Annotated in this window: 12 protein-coding genes; 3 read left to right on the top strand and 9 right to left on the bottom strand. The window is 60.7% G+C overall.

The annotated features are described in order from the left end of the window. Nucleotides 1-69 precede the first annotated feature (69 nt). On the top strand, nt 70-1,146 hold the full coding sequence (gene rlmN / locus HUV26_RS03710; RefSeq protein WP_174408760.1) for a dual-specificity RNA methyltransferase RlmN: 1,077 nt from the start codon (nt 70-72) through the stop codon (nt 1,144-1,146). Here the strand turns inward: rlmN and HUV26_RS03705 are convergent. Further along, the gene (locus HUV26_RS03705; protein ID WP_174408759.1) at nt 1,130-2,365 is read right to left on the bottom strand and encodes an iron-containing alcohol dehydrogenase; all 1,236 of its coding nucleotides are present in this window, start codon (nt 2,363-2,365) and stop codon (nt 1,130-1,132) included. The genes rlmN and HUV26_RS03705 overlap by 17 nt on opposite strands. 261 nt (nt 2,366-2,626) lie before the next feature. Beyond that, nucleotides 2,627-3,109: a GNAT family N-acetyltransferase gene (locus HUV26_RS03700; RefSeq protein WP_174408758.1), complete on the bottom strand. Its 483-nt coding sequence runs from the start codon at nt 3,107-3,109 to the stop codon at nt 2,627-2,629. 409 nt (nt 3,110-3,518) lie between these two features. On the opposite strand from HUV26_RS03700, the gene HUV26_RS03695 reads away from it, so the two are divergent. Further along, nucleotides 3,519-3,728, top strand: a complete 210-nt coding sequence (locus tag HUV26_RS03695; RefSeq protein ID WP_174408757.1) for an alkylphosphonate utilization protein — start codon at nt 3,519-3,521, stop codon at nt 3,726-3,728. 67 nt (nt 3,729-3,795) lie between these two features. Here the strand turns inward: HUV26_RS03695 and HUV26_RS03690 are convergent, their stop codons facing one another. The 5 genes from HUV26_RS03690 to HUV26_RS03670 form a co-directional block, all read right to left on the bottom strand. After that, nucleotides 3,796-5,541, bottom strand: coding sequence for a glutamine--tRNA ligase/YqeY domain fusion protein (locus HUV26_RS03690; protein WP_174408756.1), 1,746 nt, complete (start codon nt 5,539-5,541; stop codon nt 3,796-3,798). 206 nt (nt 5,542-5,747) lie between these two features. Further along, nucleotides 5,748-6,548, bottom strand: a complete 801-nt coding sequence (locus HUV26_RS03685; RefSeq protein ID WP_243451246.1) for a 3'-5' exonuclease — start codon at nt 6,546-6,548, stop codon at nt 5,748-5,750. Nucleotides 6,549-6,592: 44 nt separating this feature from the next. Next, nucleotides 6,593-8,779: a putative nucleotidyltransferase substrate binding domain-containing protein gene (locus HUV26_RS03680; RefSeq protein WP_174408755.1), complete on the bottom strand. Its 2,187-nt coding sequence runs from the start codon at nt 8,777-8,779 to the stop codon at nt 6,593-6,595. A gap of 234 nt (nt 8,780-9,013) precedes the next feature. Continuing rightward, entirely contained in the window at nt 9,014-10,789 is a 1,776-nt protein-coding gene (locus HUV26_RS03675) for a sodium:solute symporter family protein (RefSeq protein WP_174408754.1), read from the bottom strand. A 44-nt stretch (nt 10,790-10,833) separates the two neighbouring features. Beyond that, on the bottom strand, nt 10,834-11,073 hold the full coding sequence (locus tag HUV26_RS03670; protein ID WP_308483141.1) for a DUF4212 domain-containing protein: 240 nt from the start codon (nt 11,071-11,073) through the stop codon (nt 10,834-10,836). 570 nt (nt 11,074-11,643) lie between these two features. On the opposite strand from HUV26_RS03670, the gene HUV26_RS03665 reads away from it, so the two are divergent. Beyond that, nucleotides 11,644-13,833: a methyl-accepting chemotaxis protein gene (locus HUV26_RS03665; RefSeq protein ID WP_174408752.1), complete on the top strand. Its 2,190-nt coding sequence runs from the start codon at nt 11,644-11,646 to the stop codon at nt 13,831-13,833. An 81-nt stretch (nt 13,834-13,914) separates the two neighbouring features. On the opposite strand, the gene HUV26_RS03660 is transcribed toward HUV26_RS03665, so the two are convergent. Beyond that, the gene (locus tag HUV26_RS03660) at nt 13,915-16,947 is read right to left on the bottom strand and encodes an efflux RND transporter permease subunit (protein WP_174408751.1); all 3,033 of its coding nucleotides are present in this window, start codon (nt 16,945-16,947) and stop codon (nt 13,915-13,917) included. Next, nucleotides 16,944-18,074 (bottom strand): efflux RND transporter periplasmic adaptor subunit, encoded by a 1,131-nt coding sequence (locus HUV26_RS03655; protein WP_174408750.1) that lies wholly within the window; start codon nt 18,072-18,074, stop codon nt 16,944-16,946. Before HUV26_RS03655 ends, HUV26_RS03660 begins: the two co-directional genes overlap by 4 nt. Nucleotides 18,075-18,344: the final 270 nt, after the last annotated feature.

Raw genomic sequence — 18,344 nt, 5'->3', positions numbered from 1 at the left:
GGCACATCTTCCGCCCACTCCACCCACACCGCGCGGGCCGCATCCTTCCCACATTCTTCGGAGCATTGCATGGTCGATATTCTTAACCTCACCTTCTCGGAACTGGAATCCTTTCTGGTGGAACGCGGCGAAAAAGCCTTCCGCGCCAAGCAGCTATGGCAATGGATGTGGAACAAATACACCCGCGATTTCGACCTGATGACTAACGTGTCCAAGGCCACGCGCGCCATGCTCAAAGAGCATGCCGAAATCGTGTGGCCGGAGGTGGTGACCATGCAGAAAAGCTCAGACGGCACCACCAAGTTCCTGCTGCGCCTGCGCGATGGCGCACTGGTAGAAACAGTGCTCATCCCCGGCTCCAACGGCAGGCTCACGCAGTGCCTCTCGTGTCAGGTGGGCTGCGCCATGGGCTGCACCTTCTGCTCCACAGGCACCATGGGCTTCGAGCGCAACATGACCATGGCAGAAATTCTGGGGCAGGTGCTGGTGGCGCGCGAATACCTGCAAGACGATGCCGCAAACCCCACCCTGCGCAATCTGGTGTTCATGGGCATGGGCGAACCGCTGCTCAACATGCGCGAGATGATGCGCAGTCTGGAAAGCCTGAACAGCGTGCTGGGGCTGCAATTCTCCCCCCGCCGCATAACAGTTTCCACCTGCGGCATAGAAAAGGGACTGCGGGAACTGGGCGAATCCGGCCTTGCCTATCTGGCCGTTTCGCTGCACGCGCCCACGCAGGAACTGCGCAAGCAGATCATGCCCAAAGCCGCCAACTGGCATCTGAATGATCTCATCACCGCGCTGGAGAACTACCCCCTCAAAACGCGCGAACGCATCACTTTCGAATACCTTCTCCTCGGCGGCGTAAACGATTCCGTGGAACACGCGCAGCAACTGGTGCGCCTTGTCTCGCGCACAAAGGGCAAGATGAACCTCATCATCTACAATCCCTCGGAAGGCGACCCCTACAAGGCCCCCACGGAAGAGGCAGTGCTGGCCTTTGAACAGGTCCTGTGGTCAAAAAACATCACAGCCATCATCCGCAAGTCCAAGGGCGCAGACATCAAGGCCGCCTGCGGACAGCTCAAGGCAGAACAGCAGGCCCTGTGCGGCGAACCGACTACGCAAACTACAGCACCCGCATAAATATACGCGTCACCTGCTCCTCGTTCAGCGGCACCAGCCTGCCCAGAGCGCGATAACCAAAGGCGTTGCGCACCATCTCCGGCACATCCTCCGCGGTCACGCCCCAGTGGGAAAGATCAGCAGGTGCTCCCCACGCGGCAAAGGCCCTGCGGGTGGCGGCCACTCCCTCGCGGGCAAGGGCACGCATCGCCTGCGGGTCCGCGTCCATGGCCCCCGCAACGCCTGCGGCCTCGCCGCCGGACTGCCCCACACCCCACACCGTGCGGGCAAACCGGGCAAACACCGCAGGGGCCACATCGCACACCTCTTCCATCCATGAAGGAAACAGCACCGCCAGCCCCGCGCCATGCGGAATATGCGGATACCGCCCGCTGAGCGCATGCTCCAACGCGTGCGATGTCCAGTCGCCGCCGGAAAGCCCGGCCACGGTAAGTCCGTTCAACCCCCAGCAGGCAGCCCACGCAAGGCTTGCACGCGCCCCGTAATGTGCCGGGTCGCGCTGCAACACGTTCAGCGACTGCACAATGCCGCGCAGCAGCCCCTCGTTCAGTTGCAACGTTGTCTCCTCATGGAAAAACCCCGTTGCCGCATCCGCCAGCCTGCCGCGAAAATAATTCTCCATCACGTGCGTCATGGCATCTATGCCACCCGTCATGGTCAGGTGCCACGGCACATCCGCCTGCACCTGCGGGTCTATGATTGTCACACGCGGGCAAATGCACAATCCGCTCACCGACCACTTCTTGGCCTCAGGCTCGTTGGTGATCACAGCCTTCTCGTTCATCTCCGTGCCCGTGCCGGAAAGCGTGAGCACCGTAAACACGGGCAAAGCCTTTTGCAGCAGCTTGCGCGTTTCCACATACGTCCAGTAATCGTCCAGAAAACATCCAGCCGCAATGGCCTTTCCGCAGTCGATAACGCTGCCGCCGCCCACCGCCAGAACCCCCTGCGCCCCATAGGCGCGGGCCTTGTCCACCCCCGCCTCCACCTGCGCCAGCGACGGGTTGGGCTGCACCCCCCAGAACTCTTCCCACGCCACGCCTGCCGCCTGCAACGATGCCGTCACCGCGTCATACACCCCGTTGCGTCGCACCGAACCGCCGCCAAACACCAGCAACACGCGGCTCACACCATGTTCGGCAATGTGCCCGCCCACCGAGGGAATGGTATCGCGCCCGAACACCACCTTGGTGGGTGCGCAAAAGGTAAAACCGTCCATACAATCCTTCCTGTGCGGTTGCCCGTTTATAGTAATTGCAATCCATGCCGTTCCGGTGCAATGCGGCATTCATATATCTTCATAAAAATAGACATCATTCTTTGCATTCAGCGCTGTGCTGCGCCTCATATGCTATCTGGCATTCTGCATGGCATATACATAAAAGACGCCATCTTTCACCCTCACGCAACGCGGCATTCATCCACTCACGCACAGCGCGGCATTCTGCTACCCACACGAAATGCGGCACTGCCGTCAGGCTCAGCCCTGCCGCGCAAGTCGCATCATCACTGCGGCAATGCGGCTCCCGTCCCAGTTCACCCGCTCCTCCACGGCATAGGGCGTAAAGCCCATCCGCGTATACAGCAACAGGGCCGGGGTGTTTGTGCTGAAGCAGCACAGCGCCACCTCACGGGCGTCATACCGCGTAAACGCCGTCTCCGCCATGCGCGATACCAGATACCGCGCCACGCCGCGCCCGCGCACCGCCGGGGAGACAATAACATTCCCCATGGAGCAGCGCCCGCCCATCTCCCATTCATAAAAATTGGCAAACCCCGCCACCGCGCCCTCTGCCAGCACCACCGTGGCCTCCGCGCGGGCGGCCACCGCAGCCCGCAACTGCTCCTGCGTGAGCGGATACACGGCCTTGGGGAACATAAAGTACAACTCCTGCGGGTCACGCGGAAAGGCGCACACGGCAGGCAGGTCAGATTCCAGAAATGGTCGGTGCGTCAGTTCCATGCGGCATGCTCCATGATAGTTTTCGCTGTGCGGCCCGGAGCATACACCGCATGGACCGCGTATGCCAATCCCTGCCATTGCGTTCTGCCATTGCGTTCTGCCATTGCGCCCTGCCATTGCGCTCTGTCGGTGTTGCTCAGGCCATACCTGCATGTCCGGCCTGTTATGGACGCCTGCCATGGCAAAGATAGCATTCCCGGCCTGTTATGGCAGGGCTTCTCTGTTCTTGTCGGCCTGTCCGCAGCAACCTGTCAGGGATGCGCTTCCAAGACTGTTCAGGCCATGCCCCGCGCATTGCACGGCAGCAGGCAAGGTGCTACGTTGCGCGGATACAGACACCACCGCATGCGGCAGGCCCCGGCCGCCGCCAACAGCAATAGAGCCGCAAAGGCTCATTACGGATGTGAACATGGATGTGAAAGACAGCAACGGTGCACCACTGCAAGACGGCGACTCCGTCATGCTCATAAAGGATCTGAAAGTGAAGGGGTCTTCCCTCAACCTCAAGCGGGGCACGGTGATGAAGGGCATCCGCCTGACCGGAAAGCCCGAAGAGGTGGAATGCCGCACCGGCAAAACCACACTGGTCCTCAAGACCTGCTTCCTCAAAAAGGCGTAACGCCGCAAAAAAGGCCGCCCGATCCCGGACGGCCTTTTGCTTTTCTGCTCATCGCCGAATCCCGGCGCTATCCCTGATTCCTCTCCACCCGCGCCCAACTGTCGCGCAGTGTGGCGGTGCGGTTGAACACCGGCTTTCCGGGCTGGGCATCCTTGTCCATGCAAAAATACCCCAACCGCTCAAACTGCACCCGCTCTCCCGCCCCGTAGGTGGCGAGATGCGGCTCCACATAGGCGGTCACCACCTTTTCGGAATCCGGGTTCAGATAGTCGATGAAGGTTTTGCCCTCTTCCACCTGATTGGGGTTCTCCTTCAGGAACAACGGCTCATACAGGCGAACTTCCGCAGGCACACCATCCGCCACGGAAACCCAGTGCAGGGTGCCCTTCACCTTGCGTCCGTCCTCGGTGGAACCACCCTTGGATTCCGGGTCGTAGGTGCAGTGCACTTCCTTCACGTTGCCCTCGGCATCCTTCACCACACCTGTGCAGGTAACGTAGTAGGCGTAACGCAGGCGCACTTCCTGCCCCGGCGTAAGGCGGAAGAACTTCTTGGGAGCCTCTTCCCGGAAGTCGTCGCGCTCAATCCACAACTCGCGCCCAAAGCGCATAGTGCGGTTTCCGTAGCTTTCGTCTTCCGGGTGCAGGGGCATGGTAAACGTATCAAACTGCCCTTCCGGGTAGTTGGTAATAACCAGCTTCACGGGGTCCACCACGCCCATAAGACGGGGCGTCACGGCGTTCAGCTTTTCGCGCACGCAGAACTCCAGCAGCGCGTAATCCACCATGGAATCCGCCTTGGCAATGCCTATGCGGGCGCAGAACTCCCGCAACGCTTCCGGCGGAAAACCGCGCCTGCGCACGCCGGAAAGGGTGGGCATGCGGGGGTCGTCCCATCCGCGCACGTGCCCTTCCGTCACCAGTTGGATGAGCTTGCGCTTGGAAAGCACGGTATAGGTAAGATTCAGCCGTGCAAACTCAATCTGCTGCGGGCGGTACAGTCCCAGCGTCTGCAAGGTCCAGTCGTACAGTTCGCGGTTGTTCTCAAACTCCAGCGTGCAGATGGAATGGGTAATGCCCTCTATGGAGTCCGAGATGCAGTGCGTGTAGTCATACATGGGGTAGATGCACCATGCGTCGCCGGTGCGATGATGGTGCGCCTTGCGGATGCGGTACAGGGTGGGGTCGCGCATCACCATGTTGGGCGATGCCATGTCTATCTTGGCACGCAACACATGGGCACCGTCCGCAAATTCGCCCGCCCGCATGCGGCGGAACAGGTCCAGATTCTCCTCCACCGGGCGGTTGCGGTAGGGGCTTTCCTTGCCTGGCTCGGTCAGGGTGCCCCGGTATTCGCGTATCTGCTCTGCGGAAAGGGAATCCACATACGCCTTGCCGTCCATGATCAGCTTTTCGGCCAGCTGATACAGGCGCTCAAAATAGTCGGATGCATAAAACATCCTGTCATCCCAGCTAAATCCCAGCCAGCGCACGTCCTCCTGAATGGAATCCACGTACTCCACATCTTCCCTCACGGGGTTGGTGTCGTCAAAGCGCAGGTTGCACTTGCCGCCTTCATGCTCCCCGGCAATGCCGAAGTTCAGGCAGATGGACTTGGCGTGCCCCAGATGCAGGTAGCCGTTTGGCTCCGGAGGAAAACGCGTATGGACGCGCCCCTGATATTTGCCTGTGGCGTTGTCATCCGCAATAATGGTCCGGATAAAGTCCAGACCGGCCGGGCTTTTGGCATCCGCACCTGCGGCGGCGCTGCCGGTGCCGGAGGAAGAAGAGGGAGAGGAAGGGGTGTTGCTCATGGAAATGCTCGTCCTGTTGGGAATGCTCGTGTATGCGGCATCGCGCGGCAACCGCGCGGGTAAATCGGCATGTTCGGCACGACATACGGGAAAGCGCAGCGGCGGTCAATTCCGCCCTGCACCCCGTTGTGACCGCATCCCCTGCGCCATGCGGCCTGTGGGAAAAACCATTTTCCACAGACCATTCAAAAAAGGCAAGCAGCCACCTACATATACCACCGCCAACTGCGCCCTGCCATGAACAGGTCGCGCAGGGTGCGTATGGAACCGCCGCGCATCTTGCGCCCCAGATACACGAACAGATACGCCGCCTGCATGGCGTCCTCCAGCGCATCATGCTCACGGAACCGGGGCAGCCCGTAACGGTCCGCAAGGTCGCGCAGGTTGTACGATATACTCGGCTGGAACGGATCAAAGGAATTTTCCCAGCATTCCTGCTCCCACGCCTGCGCCAGCCGCATGGTGTCAATGCACGGGGTATGCAGCGTCCCGCCCAGGTGCCGCTGCGTGGTACGGTTCAAAAACGCCATATCCAGCCCCACATGGTGCCCCACAAGCAGTGCATCCCCGCAAAATTCCAAAAAATCCGGCAGAACCTCCTCAATGGACGGCTTGTCCGCCACCGCCTGTGGCGTGATGCGGTGCACCAGCGTGGCGGGCTTGTGCATGGCCCCTCCAGGTCGCACCATGGCATGGAAGATGTCCGAAGGGTTAATGCGCAGACCGCTTACCCGCACCGCCCCCACAGAAACGATCTCGTCCGAACGCGGATTCAGTCCGGTCAGTTCCGTATCCATGACCACAAAGGTGTAGTCCTCCAGCGGACGATCCTGATCAAACGATGCAAACCGCTCCCGATTCTCCCGCAGCAGGGGGTGTCCTCCGCCCCGCAGCCCGTGCAGCCAGTGCCGGAACCGCTCGCGCATTCCCTGAGCGGCCGGGGGCGTTACGGGGGCCGGGGTTGCTGCTGGTTTCCCGGTTGTGGTGTGTGTCGCGTGTGGCATCATGACTCATCCCCTTTATCCGATGGCAAAACGTATGCACCGGCCCGTCAGGCCATGTGCATATGGAAAACATCCTTCAAAAACGATTGCAGCTTAACCGCCACGGCAAACGCTTCCTTAAGCGTCTGCTTCTCAAGGTCGGTCAGCCGCGCGGGGTCTATGTGGTTATCCGGCGGTTCGCCGCGCTCAATCTGCTCCACCTGATGCACCAGCCGCAGGTGCATGACAAACTCGTAGGCATCGCGCGCCTCCCTGCCCAGTTGCGCCGGAACATGCCCGCCCGCCTCCAGTGCCAGAAAACGGTCCAGCGTATTGGTTTCCCGCAGTCCGCACCGCAGTGCCATCACCCGCGCAAAGTCCACAAACGGCAACCCGCCGCGCTTTTTCAGGTCCAGCGTGTTGCGGTGCTGCCCGTCTTTTTCCACTATGAAGTTCCGGAAAAAACTCAGCGGCGGGCGCATGCGCAGACAATCCGCCGCCAACTGCCGCTGAAACATCTCGTTGGCCCGGCTGTCCGCCAGCACCTGCTCCCACAGGCTGTCCACAAAATCCGCACGTCCGTACCCGGCACGAAAATCAAAGAAGATGGAGGCATTCAGCACCTCCTGCGGCTCAGGCTTGCGTATCCATGTGGCAAACTGCCGCTTCCAGCCCCCTACATCCATGCTCCACCGGGGATTGCTCGCCATAATGTCCCCCCGGCAGCGGCGGAATCCGCAGGCGTCCAGATGCTCCACGGCCCGCTCCGCAAAGGCGCGGAAATACACTTCCGCCGCACGGCGCACCACGGGGTCTTCCGTATCGCGCATTACCAGCGCGTTGTCCTGATCGGTCATAAACGTCTGCTCGCGCCTGCCTTCGCTCCCCATGCACATCCAGCAGAACGGCACCGGCGGTGGCCCAAGCTCCCGTTGCAGCAGCGAGAGCACCTTCTCCAGAATAAGGTCATTAAAGACCGTTATCATACGGGTAATGGAACCGGCACGGGCTCCTTCCTCCACCAGCCCCCGCGCCACATACACCACCCGTGCGCCCAGCGGATGCAGTCCCGCAAGCGTCCGCTGATGCAGTATCTCGCGGAACAGCGACATGGGCGTGCGCCCCTGCATAACCATAATATCGTGCGCGGTGATAACCCCGGCAATTTCCCCGTCACGGGTTATGGCAAGATGATGTATCTGCCGCCGCATCATCTCCAGCAGCGCGTCAAAGCACGGGCGTTCCGCGTCCACCGCCACCACGGGGGAATTCATGATGGTGCCCACCGGCGCGGCGTAGTCCATACACATGGCAACCGCTTTGCGCAGGTCCGAATCAGTGACAATGCCTATGATCTCGCCCAGCCCCTCCGCACCGCCTTGCCCCGGCGCAGTCTCCCCCGGCTCCACCCTCTCGTCCTGCACTGCCAATGTGCCAAGTTCCCGCAATTCTTCCCGGTAATCATCCCCCCCCAGCAGCGACCCGCCGGAATACCCAGCACAGTCATACGCCGCATCCTCCGGAACCATACCGGTTGCCGACTCCCCGCCTCCTTCACAGTCTTCGCGAATAAGCAGCGACCCGACCTCCTGTTCCACCATGAGCGCAGCCGCCTGCCTGAGCGAGGCACTCCGCGGCATGGTCACCAGCGGGCGTGAGACAAGGTCGCCCACACGGGTGGCAAAGAGATACAACCCCTTCTCGTCCGCCAGCCCCTCGCAGCGCACCCGCATTTCGGAAAAAGCTTTGGATATGAACCGCTCCGGCAGCCCCTTCAGGTAATATTGGGCCACCACCTGCTCACGTTCCACCAGTTCCAGAAACACCTTACGCGGAACAGTGATGAAAAACGTATCTTCCACCGTATCCACGTCCGCCGTGGCGGCACCGCCATCCATCAGCGCCACCGCCCCCACGGAAGCACCCTCGCCGCGAACGTCCGTAAGGGTTTCCTCCCCCTGCACGCCTCCGCTTGCCGATGCGGCACTCACCGGCGCACCGCTCAGGGCATCGCCCCCACCTCCCGCTTCAGGCGCGCTTTCGGCGCAGGAGAGCTTTACCGCCCCCTTCTGCACCAGCCACAGCCTGTCCGGCCTTGTCCGCCCGCGCTCAAAAAGGCGTGTTCCGGCGGGCATAAAGTCCACGGAACACGCCTTGGCCAGCCACTCCAGCACATCCGGCGCAAGCTCGCTGAACGGCAGGGTGGCACGCAGAAAATCCAGAGCAAGCTGCGGCTGCCGGGAAGGGTCGGTCATGGTTTTCTCCTTGCCATCTGCGCGGCCTGCACCGTCTGCGGCATCCCGTTCGGCAGGGGCGGATACAATCCGCCCCTGCCCGGTTTGGGAGTGCACAAGGCACGGGACACGCTCTTTCGGTACTGCGGGTATCGTATCTTCGGTATCTCACTGCCCCCGCCAGCCTTGGCAGCCACGGTCTACGCGGTCGCCACGGAAACCGGGCGGTACTGCCGTCTTCATTCCCCGGTGACCCTAGTGATCAATGGCCGCCGCCGCACCACGCGGTATGCGTATGGATTCCACCATATCCTGCACCGACTGCGGAGGCGGCGCGGTCATGTGGCTCACCGCTATACATACCACAAAATTGACCAGCATGCCCACAGTGCCTATGCCTTCCGGGCTGATGCCCATAAACCACGGGGCCATGCCCATGAACTTGGTCTGTACGATGTAGAGCATGGTAAATCCTATGCCGCTGGTCATGCCGGCAATGGCTCCTTCACGGGTGGCGCGCTTCCAGAAGATGCCGAGCACCAGCGTGGGGAAGAACGATGACGCCGCAAGCCCGAAGGCAAGTGCCACCACCTGCGCCACAAATCCGGGCGGATTGATGCCGAAGTATCCGGCCACACACACCGCCACGCCTATCATAATGCGCCCGAGGAGCAGCCGCTGCTTTTCCGAGGCCTGCCTGTTGATCATACGGTAATACAGGTCGTGGGAAATGCTGGAGGCAATAACCAGCAGCAGGCCGGAGGCAGTGGAAAGCGCCGCAGCCAGACCGCCCGCCGCCACAAGGGCGATAACCCACGGCGGCAGATTGGCTATTTCCGGGTTGGCCAGCACAATGATGTCATGGTCCACAAACAGCTCGTTGGGGCCGTCCAGCGGCGTGTTCTTCACCAGCCGCTGCCCGTCCGGGCCAAGCTCGCCGGTAAAGGCAGGCTTGCCATTAAACGGCGAACCGGCCCTGTACTGCACAATGCCGTCCCCGTTCTTGTCCTGCCATGCGATAAGCCCCGTCTTCTCCCAGTTCTTGAACCATGAAGGAGCCTGCGTATACGCCACGTCGTTAAGCGAATTGATCAGGATATACCGGGCAAAGGCGGCTATGGCCGGTGCCGTGGTATACAGAATGGCGATGAACAGAATGGCGTACACGGCAGAAAGCCGGGCACCGCGCACCGTCGGCACCGTGTAAAACCGCACGATCACGTGGGGCAGCCCTGCGGTGCCCACCATCAGCGCCATGGTAATGGCAAACACGTCAATCATGCTCTTGCTTCCGGGCCCGAAAGCTGTGGTGTACGAGGCAAACCCCAGATCAGTGGCAATGAGGTCAAGTTTTTCAAGAATATACACGCCCGCATCCGGCCCGGCGGCAATGGTGGAACCAAAGCCTATCTGCGGCACGGCAACACCTGTTATCTTCATCGAAATGGCCACGGCAGGGATAAGAAACGCCACGATAAGCACAACATACTGCGCCACCTGCGTCCATGTTATTCCCTTCATGCCTCCGATTCCGGCGTAAAAGAACACAATGGCCATGCCTATGAACACGCCGGTATTCACGTCCACCTCAAGGAAGCGGCTGAACACAATGCCCACCCCGCGCATCTGCCCCGCCACATAGGTAAGCGAGACAAACACCGCGCACACCAGCGCCACCAGCCGCGCCGTGCCGGAGTAGTAGCGGTCGCCCACAAAATCCGGCACCGTAAACTTGCCGAACTTGCGCAGATAGGGCGCAAGGAGCAACGCCAGCAACACATACCCGCCTGTCCAGCCCATCAGATACATGCAGCCCGCGTACCCGTAAAACGAGATAAGCCCCGCCATGCCCAGAAACGAGGCGGCGCTCATCCAGTCCGCGGCGGTTGCCATGCCGTTTGCCAGCGGCGGCACCCCGCCGCCTGCCACGTAAAACCCCTTGGTGTCTCGCACGCGGCTTGCCCAGGCAATGCCCATATACAGGGCAAAGGTCACGCCCACCATAATGTATGTCCACGTCTGTATGCCCATTTTCGTCCCTCCGATGCTTAGTATCTCTGCGCCGTCAGCGGATGCTACTCGTCAATGTCGTACTTGCGGTCCAACCTGCGCATGAGCAGGAAGTAGACAAAGATGAGCAGGACGAAGACATAGATGGACCCCTGCTGCGCAAACCAGAATCCCAACGGAAACCCGCCCATGCGGATGGTGTTCAGCTCATTCACAAGCAGAATGCCGAACACATAGGAGACCAATGCCCATATGGACATGAGTACAACCATGTAACCGATGTTCGTTCTCCAATACGCCTTCATATCCGGTTTCATGCGGCACCTCGCTTGCTACAGGTTCATCCCCCGCCAGCCTCCCTGCCGGACAATCCTGCAGGGTCTGTGCATGAAAGCACTATGGCAGAAAAAAACAACAGCGCACGTGTTCTTCGGTGAACGGCACAATGCGCTTGGCGGAAGGATGAACGGACAAAAGCCGCCGCTCACCGGGCGTGAACGACCGCGCACGGGGGCGCACCCTGCCCTTCCGGGCACTCTGCGGACACAGCAACGGCGCTCAGCCATTCACGGGCGCCTGAAAACGCAACACCAAAGCATCAAATTTTTCTCATCCGAATGACGCCTTCCGCAATTCTCCGCATGCAAAACAACGCACCGCGCAATCACCGTAGTAACGGCATAAAACCATTGCTCCGCACAGCCCTGAATGGTAGTAGCACTCCGCAGACATCTTAAAGCCATTATTCCCGCATGCGGTACGCGGGAAGTGGCTATGCAACAGCACAAATCTTACAGAACATTGCCGGGCATATCGCGCCTTGCCCTCCGGTTACGGCTGTTGTCCGGCAGTTTCACAGACATTCGGGAGCCTGCATGATCGCTGGAATAACACTCAAACTGAAGATGACAGTCTTTTGCCTGCTCATAGGCATGCTGCCGCTTGTGGGCATGGGCTACTACGCATACGGCACAGCAGCGCGAAGCCTTGAGGATAAGGCATACGCCCAACTGGTTTCCATCCGCGAGGTCAAACGCCACGCCGCGCAGGAAATGATAGGCACATGGCGGAGCGACATCCGGGAATTCGCCGCCTCGCGCCTTGCCGCAGACTCCCTCTCCGCCTTCATCGCCTTTGCCAACGGCTACGGCGGCATGAAGGGCGACACCGTTGATGTGGAATCGCGCTGGTATGCCCCCCTGCATGCGGACGCCGTGGATATCTTCGGTTCCTACGTTACCGACAAGGGCTACTACGATGCCTTCCTCACCGACCTTGAAGGACGCATCCTGTTCAGCGTTGCCAGAGAATCAGACCTTGGTCTGAACCTCATCAAAAGCCATCTGGCCACAAGCGGCATTGCCCGCGCGTGGCAAAAGGCTCGCCAGAGCGGTTCTGGCGGTGCGGGTGATGTGGGTTTTGCGGATTTCAGCCCCTACGCTCCCTCGGCAGGTGCACCCGCCGCATTCATCGCCGCCCCCGTCCGTTACGAAGGCGAAATGACGGGGATAGCCATCCTCCAGATACCGCTGGACAGGCTCAACGCGCTCATGCAACTGCGTGCGGGACTGGGCGAAACAGGCGAAACCTATCTGGTGGGGCCGGACCTGCTCATGCGCTCCGACTCCTATCTGGACCCGGAACATCACGGCGTGGTCGCCTCCTTCCGCAATCCGGAAACGGGCAAGGTAGACACCACAGCCTCGCGTGAGGCACTGGCAGGCAATGCCGATACGGGCATCATCGTGGACTACAACGGCAACCCGGTCCTGTCCTCCTACGCCCCCATCCCGGTAGAAGACACCCGCTGGGCACTCATCGCGGAAGTGGACCAGTCAGAAGCCTTCGCCACCATCACCCACCTGCGCAACGCCCTGCTCATGGCGGGCGGTGCCGTTCTGGCAGTGGTTCTTGCCGCCACGCTGGCCGTATTGCGCATCCAGCTGCTGCTCCCCATGGACCGCATCCGCGCCTACGCGGAAAAGGTGGCGGGCGGCGATCTGGATGCCAAAGCCCAAGGCCCCTTCAATGTAGAAATAGCCGCCCTGCAACACGCCATTGCCACCATGGTCCAGAATCTCAAACTCCAGATGGCAGAGGCGCACAACAAGGGAGAAGAGGCCGCACAACAGGCGGCTCACGCCCGCGAGGCACTGGCACAGGCGCAGGAGCAGCAGGCCAGAATCGCCGGGCTTATGGAACGTATGCACTCCACGGCGGGACAGGCCAATGCCGTCTCCGAACGGGTTTCCTCCGCTGCGGACCAACTGGCGGCACAGGTGGATCAGGTGAATGCCGGGTCTGTGGTGCAGCGCGACCGCATGCAGGAAACCGCCTCAGCCATGGAGCAGATAAACGCCACGGTCATGGAGGTTGCCAGAAACTCCGCCAACGCGGCAGAAAGCTCCGGCTCCGCGCGCGACAAGGCGGAACACGGCGCGTCCGTGGTCAATCAGGTCATCGCCGCCATCAGCCAGGTCAACCATACCGCCGCTACGCTCCGGACAGACATGACCGACCTCGGGCAGCAGGCAGAATCCATCGGGCAGGTGCTCAACGTCATTTCAGACATAGCGGACCAGACCAACCTGCTGGCCCTGAACGCCGCCATAGAGGCTGCCCGCGCGGGTGACGCAGGACGCGGTTTCGCCGTTGTGGCGGACGAGGTGCGCAAACTGGCGGAAAAGACCATGACCGCCACCAGAGAGGTGGGCGAACGCATCCACAGCATACAGGCCGCCACCTCCAGAAACATGGCCAACGTGGAACAGGCGGTCAGCGCCGTGGCAGCCGCCAACGAACGCGCAAACGACTCCGGTCAGGCCCTTGCCGCCATTGTCGATCTGGCGGAAACCACGGCAGGCCAGATTTCCGGCATCGCCACGGCAGCAGAAGAACAATCCGCCGCCATGGAGCAGATTAACCGCGCCATTGACGAAGTTTCCACCATCATCAACGAAACCACAGAAGGCATGGCTCAGGCTGCGCAGGCAGTGCAGGAACTCGCAGGGCAGGCGGGCGAACTTCGCTCCGCCATCCGTGCGCTGGAAGCGTCAGACAGCTGATCCTCCTTTCTCCCATCCCAAAAAAAACGCCCCCGGTGCGAATTTCGCACCGGGGGCGTACCGTTACGCAGCCAAGGCACCCTATGTCACTTCGCGCACCCGGAAGAAGATGGCGTACAGCACAGGCACCACCACCAGCGTAAGAATGGAGGCAAAGGTAAGCCCGGCCATTATGGTCACCGCCATGGCTATGAAAAAGGCATCGCTCAGCAGCGGCAGCATCCCCAGCACCGTGGTCCCCGCCGCCATAAGCACCGGCCGCATACGGCTTACAGATGCCTCAAGCACCGCATGATAGGCCTCGCGCCCTTCATCCATCTGCACCCTTATTTCATCCAGCAGCACAATGGCATTTTTAATGAGCATACCTGTCAGGCTCAAAAAGCCCAGCAGCGCCATGAACCCGAACGGCTGCCCTGTGGAAAGCAGGCCGGTAGTTACCCCGATAATGCCCAACGGCACGGTAAGCCAGATAATAAGCGGCTGACGCAGGGCGTTAAACAGCAGCACCGTAATGAGCACCATAATGGCAAAGGTGGCGGGAATGGACGCCGCAAGCCCCTTCTGCGCATCGCTTGAGTCTTCATACTCTCCGCCCCACTCCATCCTGTAACCGGGCGGCAGGGGCATGGCTTCCAGTGCCGGACGCAGTTCCTCCCGCAGGGCACTCGCCAGCCCGGTGGACGGTTCGCAGGCAGCGGTTACCGTGAACTTTCTGTTGCGGCTCTGCAAAATCCCCTCTTCCATGTCCGTGCGGAAGGCAGAAACCACCTGATTGAGCGGAATCATGGTCTTCAGGGCGGGGCTCCACACCTGCACATCCGCCATACGAGCCACCTCAAGCCTCTCTTCCGCAGGGGGTCTGGCTATTATGGGCAACAGGGCATCCCCCTCGCGGTACACGCCCACCCTCGTGCCGGAAAAAGCCATCTCCAGCGCGGAGGCAATATCCTTCCGGTCCACTCCCGCGCGCTGCGCCGCCGCCTCTGAAAGTACGGGACGAAGCACCTTGATCATCTGCCGCCAGTTGTCCCGCACGCCCTGCGTATCGGGATGAGCGCGCATAATGTCCTGCGCCTGCGCAGAAAGGCCGCGCAGCACGTCCGGGTCCGGCCCGCTGAACCGCACCTCCACGGGGTCGTCCCTGCCCGGTCCCAGCCGCACCATCTTGAACTTGAAAAACGCTTCCGGAAAATGCGCCTGCACGTACTCGCGGTAGTCCGCCATCACTGCCGGAATCTCGCGGTAATCCTTCACCGTCACAATGCATTGGGCGTAGTTGGCGTAGTCCTTTTCCGGGGTGTACACGAGCATGAAGCGCGGCGCGCCCCCGCCGACAAACGCCGAAACAAACTCCACGCGGTCATCCTGCAGCAGGCGTTGCTCCAGCAGGGCCATTTCCCTGTCTGTAACGCGTATGTCAGTGCCTTCCGGCTTCCACATATCAATGAAAAACTGCGGTTGCGTGGAAGCGGGGAAAAAGCTCTGGTCCACAAAACGGAAACCCCAGACGGAAGCCCCCAGCAGGCCTATCATCACGCCCACCGTGAGCCAGCGAAAACGCAGACAACGGGCCAGCAACCCCCGATACAGGGTAAATGCCTTGCCGCCGTACGGGTCCTTCACCTCGCTGCCACCTTTGATAAACATCTCGCAGAGCACGGGGGTAAGGGTTATGGCCGTCATCCAGCTGAGCATAAGCGATATGAGCAGCACCCAGAACAGGGAACCGCAAAACTCGCCGGTGTTGTCTTCAGAAAGGCCAATTGCGGCAAAGGCCATAACCGCAATGACTGTGGCCCCCAGCAGCGGCCATACGCACTGCCGCACCACCTCTGCGGCGGCGCGGATGCGGTTTTCCCCTTTCTGTATGCGCACCAGCATGCCTTCCGTCACCACAATGGCGTTATCCACCAGCATGCCCAGCGCAATGATAAGCGCCCCCAGCGAAACCCGCTGCAACTGTATGCCCATCAGCTTCATGAAAATAAACGAGCCGCACACGGTAATGAGCAGCACCCCGCCTATGAGCAGCCCGCTGCGCAGTCCCATGGTGAGCATCAGCACGCCTATGACAATGACAATGGCCTCCAGCAGGCTCACGGCAAACCCGTCCACGGCACGGGTCACGTAGTCCGGCTGAAAATAGACAGGATCAATGATCATGCCTGCGGGCGTATCGCCATCCAGTTCCGCCAGCTTGTCCATGACCCGCTTGCCCAGTTCCACTATGTTGCCGCCCGAGGCAAGCGATATCCCCACCCCCAGCGACACCTTGCCGTTCTGGCGCATCAGCTTCTGTTCCGGCTCCACATACCCGCGCACTATGCGGGCAACATCCTTCAGGTAAACCAGCTTGCCGGTGGACACATCCGTAATGAACAGATTGCCCAGATCCTCCACCGAGGTTATGCCCCCGGAAGGAGAAATGCGGATATACTCAGGCCCCACGGCCACATTCCCCGCGTTGGTCACCAGATTGCGCTGCGAAAGCGCATTGTAGATGGACGTAACGGAAACGCCCATGCTGCGCAGCCTGGAGCGCGAAATTTCCACATACACTGCCTCGGGCTGCGCTCCCCATATGGTCACCTTGGCCACGTCGGGAACAAGCAGCATCTCCTTGCGCAGCCAGTCCACGTAATCCTTAAGCTCTTTGTAGGAATACCCGTCCGCCGTCACGGCAAAAAAGATGCCGTACACATCCCCATAGTCGTCATACACCACGGGCGTTGCCGCGCCGGGCGGCAACGAAGGGGCTGCATCGCCCACCTTGTGCCGCAATTCGTTCCACACCTGCGGCAGCTTGTCCCGCCCGTACTTGTCCTTGATGGAGACGGTGATAATCGACATGCCCGGTCTGGAAACGGAATTGACCCGCTTCACCTGCCCCATCTGCTGAATGGCGCTCTCCAGCTTATCGGTCACCTCTTCCGCCACCTCCCGTGCCGTGGCTCCGGGATAGGCGGTGATGATCTGCGCCTCCTTGATGGTGAATTCCGGGTCTTCCAGCCGCCCCATGGAAAAGTAGGCCGCAAGCCCGCCCACGATCAGAGCAAAGGTCAGCGCCAGCGTTGCCACGCGACGGCGGATGGAAAATTCGGCGATATTCATCGCGGCGTGCCCCCCACGGGTCCGTCAAGGGGCCGCACCTTCTGCCCCTCACGCAGATAATGCACCCCTGCGGTCACCACCTTCTCTCCCGCCGCAATCCCGGCGGTAACAATGATATCCTCGCCCCGCATCTCACCCACAGCAACGCTCCGGGCGCGCACAACCATGTCGTCTTCCACCACCCACACGGCCTTGCCCTGCCCCGCATCGCCAAAAACAGCCGTCACGGGCAGCACAAACCCTTCCGTCGCACCGGTGGGCGGCAGCTTGCCCTGCACCTCTGCGGTCATGCCGGGCTGCAACGCAATATCCGCAGGCCGGTCTATGGTCATGGTAACGGTGTACGTCTGGGTAAGGGAGTTGGGAGTGGTCTGGTACTCCTTCAGCCGTGCGGGAAACTCGCGCCCGGGAAAGGCCTCAAAGCGCACCACGGGCGGCACCGGAACCCCTTTATAATTCATAAACAGCACATACACGAATTCGGGAATCTGCACCTCCACGTCCAGCGAATTCACGTCCTCCAGACGCACTACCGGCTGCTGTGGCTGCACGTTTTCAAAACTCTTCATGTATTTTGCCGCCACAACGCCGGAAAAAGGCGCGCGCAATTCCGCATACTGCATGTTCAGCCGGGCCTGCCGCACCTGCTGCTCCATGGATTCCAGCCGCGCAAGGGCGTTCTCGTAGGTCGCCTTGGCAGAATCATACGCCGCCCGGGAAATGGTGTCCGACTTCAGCAGTTGCTCGTTGCGGTCAAAATTCAGCCGCGCCTCGTTCAGCGTCGCCCGCGCGCCTACCAACTGCGATTCCAGATTGCTCAGCGCGGTCTGTAAATCCCTTTTGTCCAGCCGGCCGAGCAGGTCTCCCTGCCGCACCGCCTGCCCCTCGCGCACGGGCAGTTCCGCAATCTGGCCGGCCACGCGGAACCCCAGGTCAACGGCATTTCCCGCCACCACCACACCGGGAAACGCACGCAACGCCCCTGCCTCGCGCTCACCCACCACAATCATCTTCACGGGTTTAACCGATTCAACGGGAGCCCTTTCAGGCTCGGCGGAACATCCGCCCGCAGCCACAGCAACGGCCGCAACAAGGCACGCCAGAAGAAAAATGCGAAAAAAGGGCATCACCGTGGTACTCCTGTTCAGGTTCAATCGTGCCGCGTATCACCGGTTGCGGTGCGCAGGCGCAGGGTATAGACTATAGCAGTATGCGCTGGCACCCTCAAGAACAAACGCGCCCGCTCATGCTTGACTTTTCAGCCTCTTCGGGCTTTTTTTCAGTCAATCCTGCGGCAATTGTCCATAACACATTGCAGTTAACGCGCACACCGCCTCATTTCCTGACATTTTGACACTTCACGACCGGAATAGTCATACAAATTGACATTTTTTGCG

It is taken from the genome of Desulfovibrio psychrotolerans, assembly GCF_013340305.1.
Taxonomy (GTDB): Bacteria; Desulfobacterota; Desulfovibrionia; order Desulfovibrionales; family Desulfovibrionaceae; genus Halodesulfovibrio; species Halodesulfovibrio psychrotolerans.
This window is presented reverse-complemented; position numbering and strand designations above follow the sequence as displayed.

Coding starts and splice junctions, on each gene's coding strand:
- rlmN (WP_174408760.1), top strand. CDS start 70: ATGGTCGATATTCTTAACCTCACCTTCTCGGAACTGGAATCCTTTCTG.
- HUV26_RS03705 (WP_174408759.1), bottom strand. CDS start 2,365: ATGGACGGTTTTACCTTTTGCGCACCCACCAAGGTGGTGTTCGGGCGC.
- HUV26_RS03700 (WP_174408758.1), bottom strand. CDS start 3,109: ATGGAACTGACGCACCGACCATTTCTGGAATCTGACCTGCCTGCCGTG.
- HUV26_RS03695 (WP_174408757.1), top strand. CDS start 3,519: ATGGATGTGAAAGACAGCAACGGTGCACCACTGCAAGACGGCGACTCC.
- HUV26_RS03690 (WP_174408756.1), bottom strand. CDS start 5,541: ATGAGCAACACCCCTTCCTCTCCCTCTTCTTCCTCCGGCACCGGCAGC.
- HUV26_RS03685 (WP_243451246.1), bottom strand. CDS start 6,548: ATGATGCCACACGCGACACACACCACAACCGGGAAACCAGCAGCAACC.
- HUV26_RS03680 (WP_174408755.1), bottom strand. CDS start 8,779: ATGACCGACCCTTCCCGGCAGCCGCAGCTTGCTCTGGATTTTCTGCGT.
- HUV26_RS03675 (WP_174408754.1), bottom strand. CDS start 10,789: ATGGGCATACAGACGTGGACATACATTATGGTGGGCGTGACCTTTGCC.
- HUV26_RS03670 (WP_308483141.1), bottom strand. CDS start 11,073: ATGAAGGCGTATTGGAGAACGAACATCGGTTACATGGTTGTACTCATG.
- HUV26_RS03665 (WP_174408752.1), top strand. CDS start 11,644: ATGATCGCTGGAATAACACTCAAACTGAAGATGACAGTCTTTTGCCTG.
- HUV26_RS03660 (WP_174408751.1), bottom strand. CDS start 16,947: ATGAATATCGCCGAATTTTCCATCCGCCGTCGCGTGGCAACGCTGGCG.
- HUV26_RS03655 (WP_174408750.1), bottom strand. CDS start 18,074: ATGCCCTTTTTTCGCATTTTTCTTCTGGCGTGCCTTGTTGCGGCCGTT.